General features: G+C 62.9%; 2 protein-coding genes. Both read left to right on the forward strand.

Annotation, left to right across the window (positions count from 1 at the left end; genetic code table 11):
- Nucleotides 1-133: 133 nt before the first annotated feature.
- Nucleotides 134-13,147: a non-ribosomal peptide synthetase gene (locus HKK55_RS06310; protein ID WP_169353849.1), complete on the forward strand. Its 13,014-nt coding sequence runs from the start codon at nt 134-136 to the stop codon at nt 13,145-13,147.
- Nucleotides 13,144-24,555, forward strand: a complete 11,412-nt coding sequence (locus HKK55_RS06315; protein WP_169353850.1) for a non-ribosomal peptide synthetase — start codon at nt 13,144-13,146, stop codon at nt 24,553-24,555. Before HKK55_RS06310 ends, HKK55_RS06315 begins: the two co-directional genes overlap by 4 nt.
- Nucleotides 24,556-24,565: the final 10 nt, after the last annotated feature.

Genomic DNA, 24,565 nt, shown 5'->3' on the forward strand with positions numbered 1-24,565 from the left:
CTGCGGCTGAACGCCGCACGCTGTTTTTTTGCGCAGCCCTCCCGGCAAACCCGCTCGTCTTCGGGCACTTGTGTGACAGCTGAAAACAGACTTTCTCCTCAACTGTATCCGACTCAAAAAGCAGGTTACTCCCATGCAGTTCAGCGAATTATTGGCAGTTCTTTCCACCTACCCGATCCGTCTGCAACTGGAAGAAGGCGACTTGATCGTTCTGGGTGACGACGATGCGCTGGATGACGCGCTGTGGGACCAACTGATTGCATACAAACCCCAATTGCTGGAACTGGTGACCCAACACGGTGGTGACTGGCTGAGCCCGGCCTATCGCATCACCCCGGACATGCTGCCCCTGGTCACGCTCGACCAATTGGCTATTGATCGCATCGTCGCGACCGTCCCGGGTGGGGCGGCCAACGTGCAGGATATCTACCCGCTGGCGCCGCTGCAGGAGGGCATGCTCTACCATCATGTGTCCTCCCGTCAGAGGGATCCCTACGTGCTGCATGCGCAGTTTGTATTCGACAGCCGCACCCGCCTCGAAGCCTTTGCCGAGGCGCTGCAATGGGTGATCGACCGTCATGACATCCTGCGCACTTCGATGGTTTGGGAGCGCCTGGACGAGCCGTTGCAAGTGGTCTGGCGCCAGGCCCGCCTGGTGTGTGAAGAAGCGCTGCTCAGCGGCACCGACGGTGATGCACTGACGCAGTTGCGTGCCCGCTACGATGCCCGCGATTACCGCATGGACCTGGGGCAGGCACCGTTACTGCGCCTGGTATTTGCCGAAGACAGCGTCCATCAGCGCATGGTCGCCATGCTGCTGTTCCACCACACCATTCTCGATCACACCGCCCTCGACGTGGTACGCCGGGAAATCCAGTTGTACCTGGCCGGGCAGACGGAGCTGGCGGGCACGCCCGTACCGTTTCGCGGCTACATCGCCCAGGTGCGCCAGGGCGTCAGCGAGCAGGCCCATGAAGCGTTCTTTCGCGGGATGCTGGCGGACATTGATGAGCCGACGCTGCCTTTTGGCCTGAACGAAGTGCAGGGCGATGGTCATGGTATTGATGAAGCTCGTATCACGGTCGAGCATGACTTGAGCCAGCGCCTTCGGGCTCAGGCACGTCCACTCGGTGTCAGCCCGGTGAGTATGATGCACCTGGCGATGGCCAGGGTGTTGGGCCAGGTGTCCGGTCGTGAGAGCGTGGTGTTCGGCACCGTGATGCTCGGCCGCATGGGCGCCGGTGAGGGTTCTGATCAGGCCCTGGGCATGTTCATCAACACCCTGCCATTGCGGGTTGATGTGGGTGAGCAAGGCGTGCGTGCCGGAGTCAAGGCCACCCATGAGCGGCTGACCGCGTTGCTGAATCACGAACATGCCTCTCTAGCCCTGGCCCAGCGTTGCAGCGGAGTGGCGGCGCCGACGCCGTTGTTCAGCGCTATCCTCAACTACCGCCACAGCGACGCTGCGGACACCGCCGATGTCATCGATATCGCCGAAGGCATCCAAGTGCTGGGTGCCGAGGAGCGCACCAACTACCCGCTGACGGTCAACGTCGACGACCTCGGCGAGGACTTTGCATTGACCGTACTGGTGGACACCTCCATCGGCGCCACGCGTATTGCCGGTTACCTGCACAATGCCCTCGAAAGTCTGGTGCGGGCGCTGGAACAGTCCCCGGATGCCGCGCTTCACAGTCTGGATATTCTGCCGGCCGCCGAGCGCCAGCATTTGCTGTTTGGCTTGAACGACACCGCCATCGATTACGACCTCAACCAGACTATTCATGGTCTGTTCGAGCAGCAGGTTCTGCGTACCCCGAGCGCGGTGGCCCTGCAAGCCGGTGATCAGCAACTGACTTACGCCGAGCTTGACCAGCGTGCCAACCAATTGGCCCATCACCTGCGCGAGCTGGGTGTGCAACCGGACACCCGAGTGGCGATCTGCGTCGAACGTGGCCTGGACATGATGATTGGCTTGCTGGCGATCCATAAGTCCGGTGGCGGTTATGTGCCGCTGGACCCGGCCTACCCGCTGGACCGCATCGCCTACATGCTGCAGGACAGCGCTCCGGTGGCGGTGCTGGTGCAAACCGCGACCCGTCCGCTGCTTGGCGAGGTGACCGTACCGGTGCTGGACCTGGACTGTTGCACCTGGCAGCAGCAACCCACCGGTAAGCCGTCAGTTCCCGAACATACGGCACAACACCTGGCCTATGTGATTTACACCTCCGGCTCCACCGGACAACCGAAGGGTGTCAGCAACGAGCACGGCGCGGTGGTTAACCGTCTGTTGTGGGGGCAGGGCGCCTACAGCCTGACGTCCAGCGATATCGTGCTGCAGAAAACCCCGTTCAGCTTTGACGTGTCAGTTTGGGAGCTCTTCTGGCCGCTGATCGCGGGGGCAAAACTGGTCATGGCTCGCCCCGGCGGTCATAAGGATCCAGCTTACCTGCGGGAGGTGATCGCCACCGCTCAGATCACCACGATGCACTTTGTACCGTCGATGCTCGATGTCTTCCTGGCCTTCGGTGATATCAGCCAGAGCAACGGGCTGGTCCGGGTCATGTGCAGTGGTGAGGCTTTGCCGGGGAGCCTGGTACGGCGCTTCAAACAACAATTGCCGGGCTGCGAGTTGCATAACTTGTATGGTCCGACCGAAGCCGCTGTGGAAGTCACCGCCTGGGATTGCGCTGGGCCTGTCGAGCAGGTAGCGGACAACACCCCCATCGGCAAGCCGATTGCCAACACCCGTATGTACTTGCTGGATGCGCAGTTGCAGCCGGTGCCCTTGGGTGTGATCGGTGAGTTGTTTATTGGTGGGGTGCAGGTGGCACGGGGTTACTTGAACCGTGCGGAGCTTACCGCTGAGCGCTTTCTCAAGGACCCGTTCACCGACGGTCGGATGTACCGCACTGGCGATATTGGGCGCCTCCTTGAAAGCGGTGCCATCGAGTACCTGGGGCGTAACGATGATCAGGTGAAAATTCGCGGCCTGCGCATCGAACTGGGGGAAATCCAGGCGCGCCTGAGTGACTTCCCGAGCGTCAAGGAAGCCGTGGTGCTGGCCCGTGAAGATGTTCCGGGAGACAAACGCCTGGTGGCGTACTACACCGGTACATCGGCCGAGATCGAAAGCCTGCGGGCTCACTTGTTGGAACAGTTGCCGGACTACATGGTGCCGATGTTGTTCGTGCACCTCGACGTCTTCCCGCTCAACCCCAACGGCAAGCTCGATCGCAAGGCCTTGCCCGCGCCGGGCTTGGGCTCGTTGATTGCCCGCGAATACGAAGCCCCAGTCGGGCAGACCGAAATCACCCTGGCCAAACTCTGGGCCGAATTGCTCAACGTGGAACAGGTCGGCCGTCACGACCATTTCTTTGAACTGGGTGGTCATTCGTTGATGGCGGTGAAGTTGATCGAACGCATGCGCCAGGTGGAGTTGAGCGCCGACGTGAAAGTGCTGTTTGGTCAACCCACCCTGGCCGCGTTGGCGGCGGCGGTAGGCGGGCAGCATGAGGTGCGGGTGCCGGCCAACCGGATTGCCGCAGACAGCCTGCGGATCACCCCGGACATGCTGCCCCTGGTGGAACTGGACCAGGCAGCCATCGACCAGATCGTTGCCACGGTGCCGGGCGGTATCGCCAATGTGCAGGATATCTATGGCTTGGCACCGTTGCAGGCCGGCATCTTGTACCACCACCTGTCGACCACCCAGGGCGATCCCTATGTGTTGCAGGTGCAGTTCAGCTTTACCGACGAGCCGGCGGTGCAGGCCTTTGCCCGCGCCCTGCAAAGCGTCATCGCCCGCAATGACACCCTGCGCACCAGCGTGCTGTGGGAAGGGCTGGACGAACCGGTGCAAGTGGTTTGGCGCCAGGCGCCCCTGGCGGTGGAGCGTATCGAAGCCGAGCCACAACACGGCGACGTCCTGCAACAGTTGCAGCAGCGTTTCGACCCGCGTCAGTACCGACTGGACTTGTCCCGGGCCTCGTTGATGCGCCTGGCCTATGCCGAAGATCCGCAGCAGGGCCATTGGGTCGGCATGCTGCTGTTGCACCATATCCTGTTGGACCACACCGGACTGCACGTGCTGGTGAATGAAGTGAGTGCTTATCTGGCGGGGCTCGGTGCGCAGTTGCCCGACGCCGTGCAGTATCGCAACTACGTGGCCCAGGCGCGGCTGGGCGTGAGCAAGGAGGCCCATGAGGCGTTTTTCAGTGAGATGCTGGGGGATATCGATGAGCCCACCCTGGCGTTCGGCTTGCAGGACGTCAACCGTGACGGCAGCGGCATCCGTGATGCGCACCTGACGCTGGACCCGGCACTGAGCCTGGGCCTGCGCGAGCAGGCGCGCCAGTTGGGTGTCAGTGCTGCGAGCCTGGTACACCTGGCCTGGGCTCAGGTGCTGAGCCAGGTATCGGGCCGCGAAGATGTGGTGTTCGGTACCGTTTTGCTGGGGCGGATGCAGGGTGGCGAGGGCGCGGATCGAGCCCTGGGGATGTTCATCAATACCTTGCCGTTGCGGGTCAGCGTCAGCAGCGCCGGTGTGCAAGCCGGCGTGCGCACTACCCACGCGCGCCTGGCACAGTTGCTGGGGCATGAGCATGCCTCGTTGTCCCTGGCCCAGCGTTGCAGCGGCGTACCGGGTTCATTGCCGCTGTTCAGTACGTTGCTCAATTACCGTCACAGTGCGCCGCAAGAGGCGCCGGGCGACAGCCCGTTTGCCGGCGCCGGGATCGAAGTGCTCAGCGCCGAGGAACGCACCAACTACCCGCTGGTGGTGAGTGTCGACGACCTTGGACAGGGTTTCTCCCTGACGGTGCAAGGGGTGGCCGAAGTGGACGTGAACCGCGTCGCCGACTACCTGTACACGGCGCTGCGCAACGTGGTGACGGCGTTGCAACAGGCTCCGGCGACGCCGTTGCAGGCTATTTCGATCCTGCCGCACGCCGAGCGTGAGCTACTGCTGAAGTCGTTCAATGATACCGCGCGCGAATACCCGGCCGAGCACACGGTGCAGGCCCTGTTCGAAGCCCAGGCCGAGACCAACCCGGACGCGGTGGCGGCGGTGCATGGCGAACGCTCCGTGAGTTACAGCGTGCTCAACCGTCGGGCCAACCGCCTGGCTCATCACCTTATCGCTCAGGGCGTCAAGCCGGGCGACAGCGTGGCGATCCTGCTGCCACGTTCCATCGACATGCTGGTCAGCCAGTTAGCGATTCTCAAGTGTGCGGCCGTCTACGTGCCACTGGACATCAATGCCCCAGCCGAGCGCCAAGGTTTCATGGTTCAGGACAGCGGCGCTGCAATAGTGCTGACCCACGGTGATGAGGTCGTCGACTACGCCGTCCTGCGGATTGACCTCGATACCTTGGCCCTGGACAGCCGTGCGGAACACAACCCCGACATTGCCCAGTCGTCCGAAGACGTGGCGTACATCATGTACACCTCTGGTTCCACGGGCACCCCGAAAGGTGTGTTGGTGCCGCACCGGGCAATCACCCGGCTGGTGATCAACAACGGCTACGCCGATTTTAATCGCAATGACCGTGTGGCTTTCGCCTCCAATCCTGCGTTTGACGCCAGCACCATGGATGTCTGGGGGCCGTTGCTCAATGGTGGCCAGGTGTTGGTGATTGACCACGTCACGCTATTGGCGCCGGCGCTGCTGGGGCAAGCGTTGCAGGAGGGTGAGGCGACGGTCTTGTTCGTCACAACCGCTTTGTTCAACCAGTATGTGCAGTTGATTCCCCTGGCGCTGGCGGGGTTACGTATCCTGCTGTGCGGCGGTGAGCGTGGCGACCCGGCCGCGTTCCGGCGCTTGCTGGCACAATCGCCGAACCTGCGTCTGGTGCATTGCTACGGCCCGACCGAAACGACCACCTACGCCACGACTCACCACGTAAAAGCTGTTGCTGATAATGCCGAGAGCGTGGCGATTGGCCGGCCGATTTCCAATACTCAAATCTATGTGCTGGATGCTCAGTTACAGCCAGTACCGCTGGGTGCAGTGGGGGAGATCTGCATTGGCGGCCAGGGCGTGGCCAAGGGTTACCTGAACCGTCCTGAATTGACGGCGCAGAAGTTTGTCCACGATCCATTCTCGGGACAGTCGGATGCGTTGATGTACCGCACGGGCGACCTGGGCTGCTGGTCTGTCGATGGGTTGCTGGAGTGCCTTGGGCGCAATGACGACCAGGTGAAGATTCGCGGTTTCCGCATTGAGCTGGGGGAAGTCGAAGCCCGACTGGCCACCTGTCCGGGCGTCCAGGACGTGGTGGTTCTGGCGCGTGAGGATGCGCCGGGGGACAAGCGCCTGGTGGCTTACTACACCGCACCGGCAACGCTGGACATTGAAGTCCTGCGTGGCCATCTGCATGACCAGTTGCCTGACTACATGGTGCCATCGGCTTACGTCTGGCTGGAGTCCCTGCCACTGACGGGCAACGGCAAAGTCGACCGCAAGGCCTTGCCAGTGCCTTCTCAGACGTCGTTGTCCAGCCGTGGTTTCGAGGCGCCTCAGGGTGAGGTGGAAACCCTCCTGGCGCAGATTTGGGAGCAATTGCTCAAGGTCGAGCGGGTCGGTCGTCACGACCACTTCTTTGAGTTGGGCGGGCACTCGTTGCTGGCGGTAAGCCTGATTGAGCGTATGCGTCAGGCGGGCCTGAGTGCCGATGTGCGGGTGCTGTTCAGCCAGCCGAGCCTGGCGGCGTTGGCGGCGGCTATTGGCAGTGGCCGCGAGGTCGTGGTGCCGGCCAATGGCATTCCGCTGAGTTGCCAACACATCACGCCTTCGATGTTGTCGCTGGTGACGCTGAATCAGGCGAGCATCGAGCAAATCATCGCCAGCGTCCCCGGCGGTGTGGCGAACGTGCAGGATATCTACCCCCTGGCACCGTTGCAGGAAGGCATCCTCTATCACCACATCACGGCCGAGCAGGGCGACCCTTATCTGCTGCAATCGCGCATGGCCTTTGACCGTGTCGAGCGTTTGCACACGTTTACGGGGGCGCTGCAAAAAGTCGTGGCCCGGCATGACATTCTGCGCACCGGCGTCGTTTGGGAGGGCCTGAAAAACCCGGTCCAAGTGGTCTGGCGCCATGCCGAACTGGTGGTGCAGCACGTTCCGCTGGACCCGGCCGACGGTGACATCCTTGAGCAGTTACACGCACGTTTCGACGCTCGTCACTACCGTCTGGACATCACCCAAGGCCCGTTGCTGCGTATGGTCTACGCCGAGGACGCGGCGAATCAGCGGGTCGCTGCGATCCTGCTGTTCCACCACTTGGCGCTGGATCACACCGCCATGGAAGTGGTCGGTCAGGAGATGCGCGCCTTCCTGTTCAATCAGGCAGACGGCTTACCGCCGGCCGCCCCGTTCCGCAACTATGTGGCCCAGGCCCGACTGGGCGTCAGTGCCGAAGAGCACGAGCAGTTCTTCCGCGACATGCTTGGCGACGTCGATGAGCCGACGCTGCCATTTGGTATCCAGGATGTGCAGGGCGATGGCCGTGATATCGAAGAAGCCGAACAGCCAGTGGATGCGATGCTGGCCCGACGTATTCGCGAACAGGCCCGTCAGTTGGGCGTCAGTGCCGCGAGCCTGATGCACCTGGCCTGGGCTCAGGTGCTGGGGCTGGTTTCCAGCCGTCAGGACGTGGTGTTTGGCACCGTTCTGATGGGGCGCATGCAGGCCGGCGAGGGCGCCGACCGGGCGCTGGGGATGTTTATCAACACCTTGCCGCTGCGAGTGAATATTGCGGCGGGTGCCGTGGACGGGGTCAAGACGACCCATGCCCGATTGACCGCGCTGCTGGGCCATGAACACGCCTCTTTGGCCCTGGCCCAGCGTTGCAGTGGGGTGGCTGCTTCGGTGCCGTTGTTCAGTGCCTTGCTTAACTATCGTCACAGCACCCCGAGTGAGATGGCCCGGGACGGTGAGGGTATCTGGGAAGGGGTGCAGTTGTTGGGTGGCGAGGAACGTACCAACTACCCGCTGACCCTGAGCGTTGATGACCTCGGCGAAGGTTTCGGTTTGGCCGTGCTGGCGCTGGCCTCCATCGGTGCACAGCGCATGTGTGGTTACATGCACAGCGCCCTGGAACACCTGGTGCGTGCCCTGGAGCAGGCTGTGCAACAGCCGCTGAACCAGTTGCCGATCCTGCCGGCCACCGAGCGTGAAACGTTGTTGCGCACATTCAATGCCACCGCCCGCGACTATCCTCGGGGCCGGACGGTTCATGCTGCCTTCGAGAGTCAGGCCGCATGCCTGCCGGACGTCATCGCTGTGATCCAGAATGGCGAGCGCCTGACCTATCGGGCGCTTAACCAGCGGGCCAACCAATTGGCTCATTACCTGTTGGCGCACGGTGTAAAACCCGATGACCGAATCGCCATTTGCTGCCGTCGCGGCCCGCAGATGCTGGTGGGTTTGCTGGCTATCCTCAAGGCTGGAGCCGGCTACGTGCCGATTGACCCGGCCTATCCGGCCGAGCGCATTGCCTACCTGTTGCAAGACAGCGCACCGGTTGCGGTGTTGGCCGAAGCCAGTACCCGTGGCTTGCTGGGTGATGTCGAAACGGTCGACTTGCACGGCACCTCTTGGCAGCACCACGAAGTGACCAATCCCCTGGTCGCCTGCCTGACGCCTGCGCACCTGGCCTACGTGATTTACACCTCAGGCTCTACCGGCCAACCCAAAGGGGTGATGGTGGAACATCGCACGCTGGAAAACCTGGTGCACTGGCATTGTGAGGCGTTCGATCTGAACGCCCTGAGCCACACCAGCAGTGTCGCCGGTTTCGGCTTCGATGCCATGGCTTGGGAAGTCTGGCCGGCGTTGTGTGCCGGCGCGACCCTGCATCTGCCGCCGGCTGATGTGGGCAATGAAAACATCGATGAACTGTTGGCCTGGTGGTTGGCGCAACCGCTGGACGTCAGCTTCTTGCCGACCCCGGTGGCCGAATACGCCTTCAGCCAGAACCTGGAGCACCCGACCTTGCGCAGCCTGTTGATCGGCGGCGATCGTCTGCGTCAGTTCACCCACGAGCGACGCTTTGAGGTGATCAACAACTACGGCCCGACCGAAGCCACCGTGGTCGCTACCTCCGGTCGGGTGTATGCCGGGCAGTCGCTGCATATCGGCAAGCCGATGGCCAATGCCACGGTGTACCTGTTGGATGAACAACACCGGCCAGTGCCGGTCGGTGTGACGGGTGAGTTGTACGTGGGCGGCAGCGGCGTGGCCCGGGGTTACCTGAACCGTCCGGAAATGACCGCCGAACGCTTCCTGAAAGACCCGTTCAACCCCGGCCGCATGTACCGCACCGGTGACCTGGCGCGCTGGATGCCGGACGGCAATCTTGAATACCTGGGCCGCAACGACGATCAGGTAAAAGTGCGGGGTATACGTATCGAATTGGGCGAGGTCGAAACCCGCCTTACGGCGCTGGAGGGCGTGAACGACGCCGTGGTGCTGGTGCGCGACGGTCGGCTGGTCGCCTGGTTCACTGCGCCATCGACGCTGGATATCGAAACGCTACGGGCCGAGTTGCACAGCCAACTGCCTGACTACATGGTGCCGGTGGCTTACGTGCAGCTGGACGCGTTACCGCTGACCGCCAACGGCAAGCTGGACCGCAAGGCCCTGCCTGCGCCAGATCAGACGGCCATGCTCAGTCGTGAATACGAGGCGCCCCAGGGTGAGGTGGAAACCACCCTGGCGCGGATCTGGGCCGAGGTGCTGCAAGTTGAGCAGGTGGGGCGTCATGATCACTTCTTCGAGCTGGGCGGCCATTCGTTGTTGGCGGTGAGCTTGATCGAACGCATGCGCCAGGCGGGCCTGAGTGCCGATGTGCGGGTGCTGTTCAGTCAACCCACCCTGGCGGCGCTGGCAGCAGCGGTGGGCAGCGGGCGGGAAGTGGTGGTGCCGGCCAATGGCATTCCGGTGGATTGCCAACGGATTATCCCGGCCATGCTGTCGCTGGTGGAACTGGACCAGTCGGCCATCGACCGGATCGTCGACAGCGTGCCGGGTGGCGCGGCCAATGTGCAGGATATCTACCCGTTGGCGCCGTTGCAGGAAGGTATCCTTTACCACTACATCACGGCAGAGCAGGGCGATCCGTACCTGCTGCAAACCCACCTGGCCTTTGACAGTGTCGAGCGTCTGGAAACCTTTGCCCAGGCATTGCAACAGGTGATCGACCGCCACGACATCCTGCGTACGGGTGTGGTCTGGGAGGGGCTGGCGCAGCCAGTGCAAGTGGTCTGGCGCAAGGCCGAGCTGAGGGTTCAGGCGCTGCAACTGGAGGGCGATGTGCTGGCCGCGCTGCATGAGCGTTTCGACCCTCGACGCTACCGCCTGGAGATTGCCCAGGCACCGCTGATCCGCCTGATGTACGCCGAAGACCCGGCGAATCAACGCGTGGTGGTGGTGTTGCTGTATCACCATATCGTGCTGGACCACACCGCATTCGATGTGGTGCTGCGGGAAATGCAGGGCCACTTGCTTGGCGATACCGCGCCGCTGGCCGCGCCGATGCCTTATCGCAACTACGTGGCCCAGGCGCGCCTGGGTGTCAGCGAGCAGGAGCATGAACAGTTCTTCCGCGAGATGCTCGGTGATATCAGCGAGCCGACGCTGCCCTTCGGCCTGCAGGATGTGCAGGGCGACGGGCGGCATATCGAGGAACACACCCACCACCTGGACACCGCGCTCAGCGGGCGCCTGAAAGCTCAGGCACGGCTGCTTGGCGTGAGTGCCGCCAGCCTGTTCCACTTGGCCTGGGCTCAAGTGCTGGCGGTGACCTGCGGTAAACAAAACGTGGTGTTCGGCACGGTGCTGGTGGGCCGTTTGCAAGGCGGTGAAGGTGCCGACCGGGCGCTTGGGGTGTTCATCAACACCTTGCCATTGCGCCTGGACATCGGCGATCACGGGGTGCGCGCCAGTGTTCGGGCCACCCATGCACGGTTGACGGCGTTGCTGGGGCACGAGCATGCATCCCTGGCCTTGGCCCAGCGTTGCAGCGGAGTTGCCGCGCCATTGCCGCTATTCAGCTCGATGCTCAACTATCGCCACCGAGGCAGTGCGACTCGCTCTCAAGAGTCGCAGCAAGCCTGGGAAGGCATGCAGACCCTGACTAACGATGGACGCACCAACTACCCGCTGACCCTGAACGTTGATGACTTGGGTGACGGTTATGACCTGACCGCACTCACGTTGCCGCAAGTTGGCGCGCAACGGGTCTGCGGCTATATGCAGATGGCCCTGGCCAACCTAGTACAAGCCCTGGAACAGGCGCCGAACCAGGCACTGAATCGCCTGCCGATCCTGGGGCGCGAGGAACGCGACCAACTGCTGTACGCGTTCAATGCCACGCAGGTGGATTACGACCTTGAGCAGACCCTGCACGGGATGTTCGAAGGCCAGGTGTTGCGTACACCGAATGCCTTGGCAGTACAGGCCGGTGAGCAACGACTGACCTATGCCGAGTTGAACAGGCGTGCCAACCAGTTGGCGCATCACCTGCGCGAGCAAGGTGTAGGGCCGGATTCGCGCGTGGCGATCTGCGTCGAGCGTGGCCTGGACATGGTCGTCGGCCTGTTCGCCATCCTCAAGGCCGGCGGCGGTTATGTGCCGCTGGACCCGGCGTACCCGCTGGACCGTCTGGCCTACATGCTGCAAGACAGCGCTCCGGTGGCGGTGCTGGTGCAAGGAACTACCCGTGCACTGCTGGGCGAGGTGAACGTGCCGGCGGTGAACCTGGACCACAACACCTGGCAGCACGAGCCCGTCGACAATCCGCAGATTCCGGGGCTGACGGCGCAGCATCAGGCCTACGTGATCTACACCTCCGGCTCCACCGGCCAGCCCAAGGGCGTGATCAACGAACACGCCGGGGTGGTCAACCGTCTGCTGTGGATGCAGGACGCCTATGGTTTGACGGCCAGCGATACGGTCTTGCAGAAAACCCCGTTCAGTTTCGACGTGTCGGTGTGGGAGTTCTTCTGGCCACTGTTCACCGGTGCGCGGCTGGTCATGGCGCGCCCTGGCGGCCACAAGGATCCGGCTTACCTGTGCGAAGTGATCGCCGCCGAACAGATCACCACGCTGCACTTTGTGCCGTCGATGCTCGACGTGTTCCTGGCCCAGGGTGATGTCAGCCAGGCGGCCGGCCTGGTGCGGGTGATGTGCAGCGGCGAGGCGTTGCCGGGCAGCCTGGTGCGGCGCTTCAAGCAGCAATTGCCGGGCAGCGAGTTGCATAACCTGTACGGCCCGACCGAAGCGGCGGTAGACGTGACGGCGTGGAACTGCGCCGGGCCCGTGACACCGGACAACACGCCGATCGGCAAGCCGATTGCCAACACGCGGATGTACCTGTTGGACGGTCAAATGCAGCCGGTGCCGTTGGGTGTGGTCGGTGAGTTGTTTATCGGCGGTGTGCAGGTGGCCCGTGGTTACCTGTACCGCCCTGAGCTGACCGCCGAACGCTTCCTCAAGGACCCATTCGCTGACGGTCGGATGTACCGCACCGGCGACGTCGGCCGCTACTTGCCCGACGGCAGTATTGAGTACCTGGGACGCAACGACGATCAGGTGAAAATCCGCGGCCTGCGCATTGAGTTGGGAGAAATCCAGGCCTGCTTGACGGCCTACCCGCAGGTCAACGAAGCCGTGGTACTGGCCCGTGAGGACGCGCCGGGGGACAAGCGCCTGGTCGCGTATTACACCGGCATCAAGGCACAGATCGAACACCTGCGCACCCACCTGTTGGAGCAGTTGCCCGACTACATGGTGCCGGCGGTGTTCGTTCACCTCGACGCGTTGCCGCTGAGCTCCAACGGCAAGCTGGACCGCAAGGCGCTTCCGGCGCCGAGCCTGGATTCGCTGATCGTGCGGGAATATGAAGCGCCCGTCGGCGACACCGAGATCACCCTGGCCAGGCTTTGGGCGCAATTGCTGAAGGTGGAGCGGGTAGGGCGCCATGACAACTTCTTTGAACTGGGTGGGCATTCGCTGCTGGCGGTCAGTCTGATCGGGCTTTTGCGCCAGGAAGGCATGGAGGCAGATGTCCGGGCGTTGTTCGAGCAACCGACCCTGGCCGGCTACGCCGCAATGACTGAACGAATGGAGATCGTCCTGTGAGCATCATCGAACTGCTGGCGACACTGAAAGCCAAAGATATCCAGCTGGCGCTCAAGGGCGAACAGTTGTCGGTGCAGGGCAACAAACAGGCCTTGAGCGATCCGGCTGTACTGGCTGCACTGCGGGAGCATAAGCCGGCGCTGATCGAGCTGATCAAGGCCGGTGAGTATTCGGCGCTCAAGGCCGGCGAGGTGGACGTTCCGGCCAACGGTATCCCGGCAGGCGCCAGCCGCATCACCCCGCAGATGTTGACCCTCTCGGCCTTGAGCCAGGACGCGATTGACCGCATCGTCGAGACCGTCGATGGCGGGGTGGCCAATGTCCAGGATATCTACCCCTTGGCGCCTTTGCAGGAAGGCATTCTTTACCACCATGTGAGTGCTGAGCAGGGCGACCCGTACATCATGCAGTCGCAGTTCGCCTTCGACAGCCTTGAGCGCTTGAATGGGTTTGCCCAGGCCTTGCAGAAGGTTATGGACCGCCACGATATCCTGCGTACGGGGATTGTCTGGGAGGGTCTGGAAGAGCCTTCTCAGGTGGTTTGGCGTACGGCGCGGCTGCCGGTGCAAGCCGTCGAGCTGGATCCCGCCGAAGGTGAGATTGCCGGCCAGTTGCACGCCCGGTTTGATGGCCGTCATTACCGACTGGACGTGACCCAGGCGCCGCTGTTGCGCCTGGTGTACGCCAACGACCCGGCCCATCAACGGATTGTCGCGATCCTGCTGTTTCACCACATGGCGCTGGATCACAGTGCACTGGAGGTGGTGTGCCACGAAATGCAGGCTTGCCTGCTGGGACACGCTGACACCTTGGGCCACGCGGTGCCTTTTCGAAATTATGTGGCCCATGCGCGCCTGGGCATCAGCGAGCAGGAGCATGAGGTGTTTTTTCGCCAGATGCTGGGGGACGTCAACGAGCCGACCTTGCCTTTCGGCCTGCAGGATGTTCAAGGTGATGGGCGTGGCATTGAGGAAGTCAGCCTGGCGCTTGCACCCGACCTGAGCCTGCGCCTGCGTACCCAGGCCCGGCAATTGGGCGTGAGTGCAGCGAGCCTTTTTCATTTGGGCTGGGCTCAGGTGCTGGGCGCGCTGGCCGGTAAGGAACAGGTGGTGTTCGGCACGGTGTTGATGGGGCGCATGCAGGGCAGCCACGACACCGACCGGGCGCTGGGGATTTTCATCAACACCTTGCCGTTTCGCGTGGATGTGGGAACGCAAGACGTGCGCGCCGGGGTCAAGGAGACCCATGCGCGGCTGACCACCCTGATGCGCCATGAACACGCGCCCCTGGCGCTCGCCCAGCGCTGCAGCGGTGTGCTGGCCCCGATGCCGCTGTTCAGCGCCTTGCTCAACTACCGGCACAGTGCCGGGAGCACCAGCGCCGAGGCTGTGTCGGCGTGGCAGGGCATCGTTGCCCTCAGTTCCGAAGAACGTACCAACTATCCGCTGACCTTGAGTGTCGATGATTTGGGCGAAGACTTCAGCCTGAGCCTTCTGGCCAGCACTCAAGTCGATCCGCAACGGGTGTGCGGGTACCTGCAAACCGCCCTGGAAAACCTGGCGCGAACCCTGGAGCAGGCGCCGCACACGGCAGTCAATCAGGTGTCGGTCCTGCCCGAGGCGGAGCGCCAACAACTGATGCAGTTCAACGCCATCCAGGTTGATTATCCGCAAGGCAGCACCCTTCACGGCCGTGTGGAAGCCCAGGCCGTGCTGAACCCGGATGCGCTGGCAGCGGTGTATCAGGGCCGCCACCTGACGTACAGCGAATTGAATCAACAGGCCAACCTGCTGGCCCATCACCTGCTGGCCCTGGGTGTTAAACCCGATGACCGTGTGGCGATCGTCGCCCGTCGCGGCCTGGATACCCTGGCCGGCTTGCTGGCGATTCTCAAGGCGGGCGCCTGCTATGTGCCGGTGGATCCGTCCCACCCGGCGGAGCGCTTGAGCTACCTGCTCAATGACAGCGCCCCGGTGGCGGTACTGAGCCAGCAAGCTTTACTAGCACGTTTGCCGGTCCTTGATGTGCCGGTGATCAACCTCGATCAACACACCTGGCGGCACCATTCGCTGGCCAATCCACAGGTGGCAGTCACGCCGTCCAACCTGGCCTACGTGATCTACACCTCCGGCTCCACCGGCCTGCCCAAGGGTGTGATGGTCGAGCACCACACGGTCGCCAACTTGGTGGACTGGCATTGCAGCACCTTCGACCTGCGCCAGGGCCGTCATACCGCCAGTGTCGCCGGTTTCGGCTTCGACGCCATGGCCTGGGAAGTCTGGCCGGCGCTGTGTGCCGGTGCAACGCTGCACCTGCCGCCGGCCCACGACGGCGCTGAAGACATCGACGCGTTGCTGGATTGGTGGTGCGCACAGCCACTGGACGTGTGTTTCCTGCCCACGCCCGTGGCCGAATACGCTTTCAGCCAGAACATCGAACACCCAACCCTGCGCACGCTGCTGATCGGTGGCGATCGCCTGCGCCAGTTCACCCGTACCCCGACGTTTACCGTGATCAACAACTATGGTCCTACCGAAGCCTCCGTGGTCGCCACGTCCGGCCGCGTAGAAGTGGGGCAGCCGCTGCATATCGGTAAACCGATGGCCAATGCCACGGTATACCTGCTGGACGCGCAGCAACGGCTGGTACCGATGGGTGTCGCGGGCGAGTTGTACGTTGGCGGCAAAGGCGTGGCGCGGGGTTACTTGAACCGTCCGGAACTGACCGCCGAACGCTTTCTCGACGACCCCTTCAATGCCGGGCGCATGTACCGCACCGGCGACCTGGCGCGCTGGCTGCCCGACGGTAATCTCGAATACCTGGGCCGCAACGACGACCAGGTGAAGATCCGTGGCGTGCGCATTGAGCTGGGTGAGATCGAAACCCGCCTCAGCCAGTTTCCCGGTATTCAGGAAGCGGTGGTGTTGGCCCGTGAAGACCTGCCTGGCCAGATCCGCCTGGTGGCGTACTTCACCGAAAGGCAGCAGATCGACCCCTTGGAGGTCGGCGAAATTCGTGCGCATCTGGTGGCGCATCTGCCGGACTACATGGTGCCGGTGGCCTACATGAAGCTGGACGCGTTGCCACTGACCGCCAATGGCAAGCTGGATCGCAAGGCCCTGCCCAAGCCGGACCTGACCGCCGTGTTTACCCGCGAATACGAAGCGCCGATTGGCGAAATCGAAAGCGTGCTGGCGCAGGTCTGGGCCGATGTACTGCAGGTGGCGCGTGTCGGGCGTCAGGATCATTTCTTTGAACTGGGCGGTCATTCGCTGCTGGCGATGCGCATGGTGTCCCAGGTGCGTCAGCGCCTCGGAGTCGATTTGCAACTCGGCGACTTGTTCGCCAACGCCGAACTCGCGGCAGTCGCCCAGGTACTGGCCCAGGCCGGCCGCAGCACGCTGCCGGATATTCTGCCGGCCGCCCGTGACCAGGACCTGCCGCTGTCGTTTGCTCAGCAGCGGTTGTGGTTCCTGGCTCAGATGGAAGGTGCCAATACCGCTTACAACATCCCTGTAGCCCTGCGTCTGCGAGGACAACTGCATGTCCAGGCACTGCAACTCGCTTTGGCGCAGATTGTCGTGCGTCACGAGACCTTGCGCAGCCGATTTGTCCAGCGGGGTGATGACGCGCTGGTGCAGATTGCATCACCTGAGGAGGTGCAGTGCCTGCCGCTGCAGGATTTGCGCGGGCAACCCGACGCGCAGCAAATACTGGAGGCCCTGATCCGCAGCGAAGCCTCGGCGCCCTTTGACTTGCAGCACGGTCCGTTGCTGCGCGGGTGCCTGGTGATCATGGCTGACGACCATCATGTGTTGTTGTTGACGATGCATCACATCATTTCTGATGGCTGGTCCATGGGCGTCCTGACCCGGGAGCTGGTGGCGCTCTACCAGGCCTTCCGTCTGGGCCAGGCCGATCCGTTACCGCCGCTGGCCATCCAGTACGGCGACTTTGCCGTCTGGCAGCGCCTGTGGCTGAGCGGTGAAGTATTGAAGCGCCAAAGCGACTACTGGCAGCATGCTCTGGCCGGTGCGCCGGCCTTGTTGATGCTGCCTACCGATCATCCGCGTCCGGCGCAGCAGGACTACACCGGCAGCAGTGTCGAGGTGCAACTGGATGAGCGCTTGAGCGCCGGACTCAAGACCTTGAGCCAGCGTCATGGCACCACGCTCTACATGACCATGATGACCGCTTGGGCAGCGCTGCTCTCACGTCTGTCAGGACAGGACGACGTGGTGATCGGTTCGCCGGTCGCCAACCGCCAGCGTGTTGAGGTGCAAGGGTTGATCGGCGTGTTCGTCAACACCCTGGCGATACGCATCGACACCAGCGGCGAACTGAGCGTCGCAGCCCTGTTGGCCCGGGTCAAGGCGCTGACCCTGGCGGCACAGGAGCATCAGGACCTGCCCTTCGAACAAGTGGTGGAAATCGCCCGGCCGGTGCGCAGCCTGGCTCACAGCCCGCTGTTCCAGACCGTACTGACCTGGGACAGTGCGCAGGGTCCTGCCCTGAGTCTGGGGGACTTGACCCTGGAGGGCGTGACTGCCGACAGTCAGATCGCCAAGTTCGACCTGTCCCTGGGCCTGGGAGAAACGGCGGGCGCAATTCACGGTGTCCTGGAATATGCAACGGCGTTGTTCGATCAAGCGACGATGTTGCGGTATATCGGCTACTTCAAGCGGCTGCTGCAGGCTATGGTCGACAATGACCAGGCGGTATTGGAACACGTTGCCTTGGTGGGGGAGCAGGAGCGCAAGCACCTGCTGGAAGGTTTCAACAGCACCGAGGTGGATTGCGCCCTTGACCAGACCCTTCACGGCCTGTTCGAAGGCCAGGCGCTACGCACGCCGTATGCCCTGGCAGCACAGGTTGGTGAGCGACACCTGACTTACGCACAACTCAATCAACGTGCCAATGCCCTGGCTCGTCACCTTCGGGGGCTGGGAGTGCAGCCTGATGATAGGGTGGCGATTGTCGCCCGGCGTGGTCTGGACACGTTGGTAGGGTTGTTGGCGATCCTCAAGTCCGGTGCCTGCTATGTCCCGGTGGATCCGTCCCATCCGGCCGAGCGCCTGAACTACCTGCTCAGTGATTGCACGCCGGTGGCCGTGGTGACTCAGGCGGACCTGCTCAAACGCTTGCCGTCCCTCGGCGTGCCGGTGATCAACCTGGACAACTCCACCTGGGAGCACCAGCCCGAGACCAACCCACAGGTCGCGGGCCTGACCCCGTCGAACCTGGCCTATGTGATCTACACCTCCGGCTCCACCGGCCTGCCCAAAGGGGTGATGGTGGAACACCGCACGGTGGCCAATCTGGTGAGCTGGCATTGCGGCAGTTTCGACCTGGGCCCAGGACGCCATACCGCGAGCGTTGCTGGCTTCGGCTTTGATGCGATGGCTTGGGAAGTCTGGCCGGCGCTGTGCAGCGGCGCCACTTTGCACCTGCCACCGGCCCACGACGGTGCGGAGGATATCGACGCACTGCTGAGCTGGTGGCGCGCGCAACCCCTGGATGTGTGCTTCCTGCCCACGCCGGTGGCCGAATATGCCTTCAATCAGCACATTGAGCACCCAACCCTGCGCACGCTGTTGATTGGTGGCGACCGCTTGCGCCAGTTTCCGAAGGCCCAGGGTTTCGAGGTGATCAACAACTATGGCCCCACCGAAGCCACGGTGGTGGCGACCTCGGGTCGGGTCGAGGTCGGGCGTATTTTGCATATCGGCAAGCCCATCGCCAACGTCAGGGTCTACCTGCTGGATTCGCAGCAGCGCCCCGTTCCACAGGGCGTGGCCGGCGAGTTGTATGTGGGAGGCAAAGGCGTAGCCCGTGGTTATCTAAACCGGCCGGAAATGACTGCCGAGCGCTTCCTCGATGACCCGTTTAACCAAGGGCGCATGTACCGTACCGGCGACCTGGCCCGGTGGCTGGCTGACGGCAATATCGAGTACCTGGGCCGCAATGACGACCAGGTGAAAATCCGTGGTGTGCGCATCGAGTTGGGCGAGATCGAAACCTGCCTCAACCAGTGGCCCGGCATCCAGGACGCGGTGGTATTGGCTCGAGAGGACCAACCCGGCCAGACACGACTGGTGGCCTATTTCATCGAACACAAGGCCATCGAGCCCCTGGCTCTCGCCGAAGTACGGGCTCATCTGTTGGCGCACTTGCCGGATTACATGGTGCCGGTTGCCTATGTGAGGCTGGACGCGCTGCCGTTGACGGCCAATGGCAAGCTGGACCGCAAGGCCTTGCCCAAGCCGGACTTGGCGGCGATGTTCTCCCGTGAATACGAGGCGCCTCACGGCGAAATCGAGACGGTGCTGGCCCATATCTGGGCTGATGTGCTGCAGGTGGAGCGTGTCGGGCGCCAGGATCATTTCTTCGAACTGGGCGGGCATTCATTGCTGGCGATGCGCATGGTGTCCCAGGTCCGCCAGCGACTGGGTGTTGAACTGGCGCTGAGCGATCTGTTTGCCAATGCTGAACTGACGGCCGTGGCCCAAGTCCTGGCTCAGGCAGGGCGCAGTGTCTTGCCGGATATTCTGCCGGCTGCGCTCGACGAGGATCTGCCGTTGTCATTCGCGCAACAGCGCCTATGGTTCCTGGCGCTGATGGAAGGCGCCAGCACGGCCTATAACATTCCTATCGGCCTGCGTCTGCGGGGCCAACTGCATGTTGAAGCCTTGCAGCACGCCCTGGCGCGGATCGTCGCGCGCCATGAGGTGCTGCGTAGCCGCTTTATCCAACAAGGCGATGACGCCCAGGTGCTGATCGTACCGCCCGAGGACGTAATGCCCCTGGCCTTGCAGGACTTGCGTCATCACCCTGAAGCCGGGCAGGTGCTGGAGGCCTTGATCCAGGGCGAAGCGTCGGCCCCGTTCGACCTGCAACGTGGTCCGCTGTTACGTGGGCGTCTGGTGATCATGGCCGACGACCATCACGTGCTGCTGCTGACGATGCACCATATCGTCTCGGACGGTTGGTCCATGGGGGTGCTGACCCGTGAACTGATGGCGCTGTACCGTGCCTTCAGCCAGGGCCTGGCCGATCCGTTGCCGCCGTTACCCATCCAGTACAGCGACTTCGCCATGTGGCAGCGCCTGTGGCTGAGTGGTGAAGTGCTGCAACGCCAGAATTCGTTCTGGCAGCAGACTCTGGCGGGCGCTCCCGCACTGTTGATGCTGCCCACTGACCGCCCACGGCCGGCCCGCCAGAACTATGCCGGCAGCAGTGTAGAAGTGCGCCTGAATGATGCGTTGAGTGCAGGGGTCCGAGCGCTTAGCCAACGCCATGGCACCACGCTGTATATGACCATGATGGCCGCCTGGGCCTCGCTGTTGTCGCGCCTGGCCGGCCAGGAAGAAGTGGTGATCGGTTCGCCGGTAGCCAACCGCCAGCGGGCCGAGGTGGAGGGACTGATTGGGCTGTTCGTCAACACCCTCGCGGTGCGCATTGATACCTCGGGTGAACTGAGCGTCGAAGCGTTGCTCGCCCGGGTCAAGGCCCTGACCCTGGAAGCCCAGGCTCATCAGGACCTGCCCTTCGAGCAAGTGGTGGAAATCACCCGTCCGGTGCGCAGCCTGGCCCATAGCCCGCTGTTCCAGACGCTGTTGACCTGGCAGAGCATCGATGGCCCGGTACTGGCGCTGGGAGACCTGACCCTGGAAGGGGTTGCCGAGCCGAGTCACTTTGCCAAGTTCGACTTGTCGTTGAACCTGGGTGAAGGGCAGGGCGGCATCAGCGGCACCCTGGAATACGCCACGGCATTGTTCGATGAGTCGACGATGGTGCGTTATGTCGGCTACTTCAAGCGGGTATTGCAGGCCATGGTCGACAATGATCAGGCGGTGCTGGAACACACGCTGTTGTTGGATGACGCACAACGGCATCACTTGCTGGAAGGCTTCAACGCTACCCAGGTTGACTACAACCTCGACCAGACCCTGCATGGGATGTTCGAAGGCCAGGTGTTGCGTACACCGAATGCCTTGGCAGTACAGGCCGGTGAGCAACGACTGACCTATGTCGAGTTGAACAGGCGTGCCAACCAGTTGGCGCATCACCTGCGCGAGCAAGGTGTAGGGCCGGATTCACGCGTGGCGATCTGCGTCGAACGTGGCCTGGACATGGTCGTCGGCCTGTTCGCCATCCTCAAGGCCGGCGGCGGTTATGTGCCGCTGGACCCGGCGTACCCGCTGGACCGTCTGGCCTACATGCTGCAAGACAGCGCACCGGTGGCGGTGCTGGTGCAAGGAGCTACCCGCGCGCTGTTGGGCGAGGTGAACGTGCCGGTGGTGAACCTGGACCACAACACCTGGCAGCACCAGCCCGTCGATAATCCGCAGGTACCCGGATTGACCGCGCAGCATCAGGCCTACGTGATCTACACCTCCGGCTCCACCGGCCAGCCCAAGGGCGTGATCAACGAACACGGTGCGGTAGTCAACCGTCTGCTGTGGATGCAGGACGCCTATGGTTTGACGGCCAGCGATACGGTCTTGCAGAAAACCCCGTTCAGTTTCGACGTGTCGGTGTGGGAGTTCTTCTGGCCGCTGTTTACCGGCGCCCGGTTGGTCATGGCGCGTCCTGGCGGCCACAAGGATCCGGCTTACCTGTGCGAAGTGATCGCCGCCGAACAGATCACCACCTTGCACTTTGTACCGTCGATGCTCGACGTGTTCCTGGCCCAGGGTGATGTCAGCCAAGCGGCTTGCCTGGTGCGAGTGATGTGCAGCGGCGAGGCGTTGCCGGGCAACCTGGTACGACGCTTCAAGCAGCAATTGCCGGGCAGCGAGTTGCATAACCTGTACGGCCCGACCGAAGCGGCGGTGGACGTGACGGCGTGGAACTGCGCCGGCCCCGTGACACCGGACAACACGCCGATCGGCAAGCCGATTGCCAACACGCGGATGTACCTGTTGGACGGTCAAATGCAGCCGGTGCCGTTGGGTGTGGTCGGTGAGTTGTTTATCGGCGGTGTGCAGGTGGCCCGCGGTTACCTGCACCGTCCGGAACTGACCGCCGAACGCTTCCTCAAGGACCCGTTCACCGACGGTCGGATGTACCGCACCGGCGACGTCGGCCGCTACCTGCCCGACGGCACTATCGAGTACCTGGGGCGCAACGATGACCAGGTGAAGATCCGTGGCCTGCGCATTGAACTGGGGGAAATCCAGGCCTGCTTGACGGCCTACCCGCAGGTCAACGAAGCCGTGGTACTGGCCCGTGAGGACGCGCCGGGGGACAAACGTTTGGTGGCGTATTACACCGGCCCTGCGGTAGAAGCTGAAACGTTGCGTGCCCATCTGCTGGCGCACCTGCCGGACTACATGGTGCCGTCGGCCTACGTATGGTTGGCGCAACTGCCGCTGTCGGCCAACGGCAAGTTGGACCGCAAGGCCTTGCCGGCGCCCGAAGCCCACGCGTTGATCAGCCAAGCCTATGAGGCCCCGATCAATCCCCTGGAGGAAACCCTGGCACAGTTATGGGCCGAGGTACTGAAGCTGGAACGCGTGGGTCGGCATGACAACTTCTTTGAGTTGGGCGGCCATTCGTTGTTGGCGATCCGCCTAGTCAACCTGATGAAGGGGACGGGGCTGGCGGTGTCTTTGGCCGAGCTGTTCGAGCACGCCAGTGTTGAGGCCGTGGCCTCGATGCTTAGCCTGCGTACCGACGCGCCTGCTGATGAGGTGGTGCTGATTCCGGTGCGCGCCGGCGGCAGTCAGCCGCCGTTGTTCCTGGTCCACGAGTTCACCGGCCTGGACGTGTATTTCCCGACACTGGGGCAGCATCTTGCGGGGGACTTCCCTATCTACGGCTTGCCGGGGGTTACCTTGGGGCAACCCCAGTTGCAGACCATGGAAGGCCTGGCGACGCGCTTGGTGGGGATCATCCGATCTGTCCAGCCTCGAGGCCCCTATCGGTTGGCGGGGTGGTCGTTCGGCGGTGTGTTGGCCTATGAGGTGGCAATGCAGTTGTTGGGTCAGGATGAGCCGGTAGCGTTCCTCGGATTGATCGACAGCTACGTGCCGCGCCTGGCTGGCGAGGGCAAGGCACACTGGTCCGGGCAGCATGCGAGCAAGCGCCATTTGCTCTTCCATTGCACCGCGTATTGGTCGACACAGGGGGCTGCAGGCGTCGATGCGCTGGCCAGTCTGGAGCAGTTGGGGGCGGACATTTCGCATTTCGACTTCGACGGATTGTTGCACTGTTGTCGCGATCAGCACCTGTTAAGTCCGGACATGCTGACGGCGACTGCGACGGATGTGCTGCATTTCATCGAGCGGGAAGTGGCTCATGGTCATGCCCAAGCGCATTACAGCCTGTTCCCGACCTCGATCCCCGTGCACCTGTTTTGTGCCGAGCATTCGAGCGAACCCTCCTCTCAGGGCTGGAACGAGGTATTGGTGGCGGGTCAACTGCGGCAGGTTCCGGTACCAGGCGACCATCGCAGCATGATGCAGGCACCGCATATCCAGAAACTGGGGCAGGCGATCTGCCAGGCGATGGAGGATTGCGAGCCACTGGCCGAAGTGGTCCATCAACCGTTACTGCGGATTCAGCGCGGTCGGGCAGGGCACGCCCCGATCTTTTGTGTGCCGGGAGCGGGTGACAGTGTCACCGGGTTTGTCGGCCTGACCGAAGCCTTGGGAAGTGATTGGCCGATCCTTGGCTTGCAGCCTCGTGGGCTGGATGGAGAGTCGGTGCCCCATAGTCTGGTGGAGGCGGCTGCACGGCATTACTTGCAGGCCCTTGAGCATGAATATCCCCATGGGCCGGTGCACCTGATCGGGCATTCGTTTGGGGGCTGGGTGGCGTTTGAGATGGCGGCCAGTTTGCAATCGCAGGGTCGGGAGGTGGCGTCGCTGACGGTGATTGACAGTGAGTCTCCGGGGGGGAATGGGGTGGTGGGCAAGCCCTACACCACCACCGCAGCACTGTTGCGGTTGATTGAGTCGATGCAACTGGCGGCGGGTAAGCCGTTGGGGATTGATCGGGTGCGTTTCGCCGAGCAAGGCGAGGCGGTGCAGCGCCAGTTGCTGCATGCCGGGATGGTGGGTGCGGGGTTGCTGCCCCAGCGTTCGACCCCGGATGCGATGCATGGGCCGGCGCGTACTTATGCCACTGCGTTGCGTACGGTTTATCAGCCGCGCCGGGCGGTCAGTGGTTTGGTGCGGTTGGTGCTGGCTGATGATCCGACGCTGGATGCCTTGGGTAACCAACGCGAGCAAGCGGCGATGATCGAGGGGTGGCGTCGTCATTCGGGTTCGCTGGAGGTCTGGTATGGGCCGGGGAATCATTTCACGCTGCTCAAGGCGCCGAATGTCTACAGTTTGGCGGCTTGGTGGCATGACGGGTTGACAGTGGCGGCCAGGGAACAGGTTCGTGATAGCCGGCAGTAAAGCTGCATCG

Source organism: Pseudomonas sp. ADAK18, assembly GCF_012935695.1.
In the GTDB taxonomy this organism is placed as follows: Bacteria; Pseudomonadota; Gammaproteobacteria; order Pseudomonadales; family Pseudomonadaceae; genus Aquipseudomonas.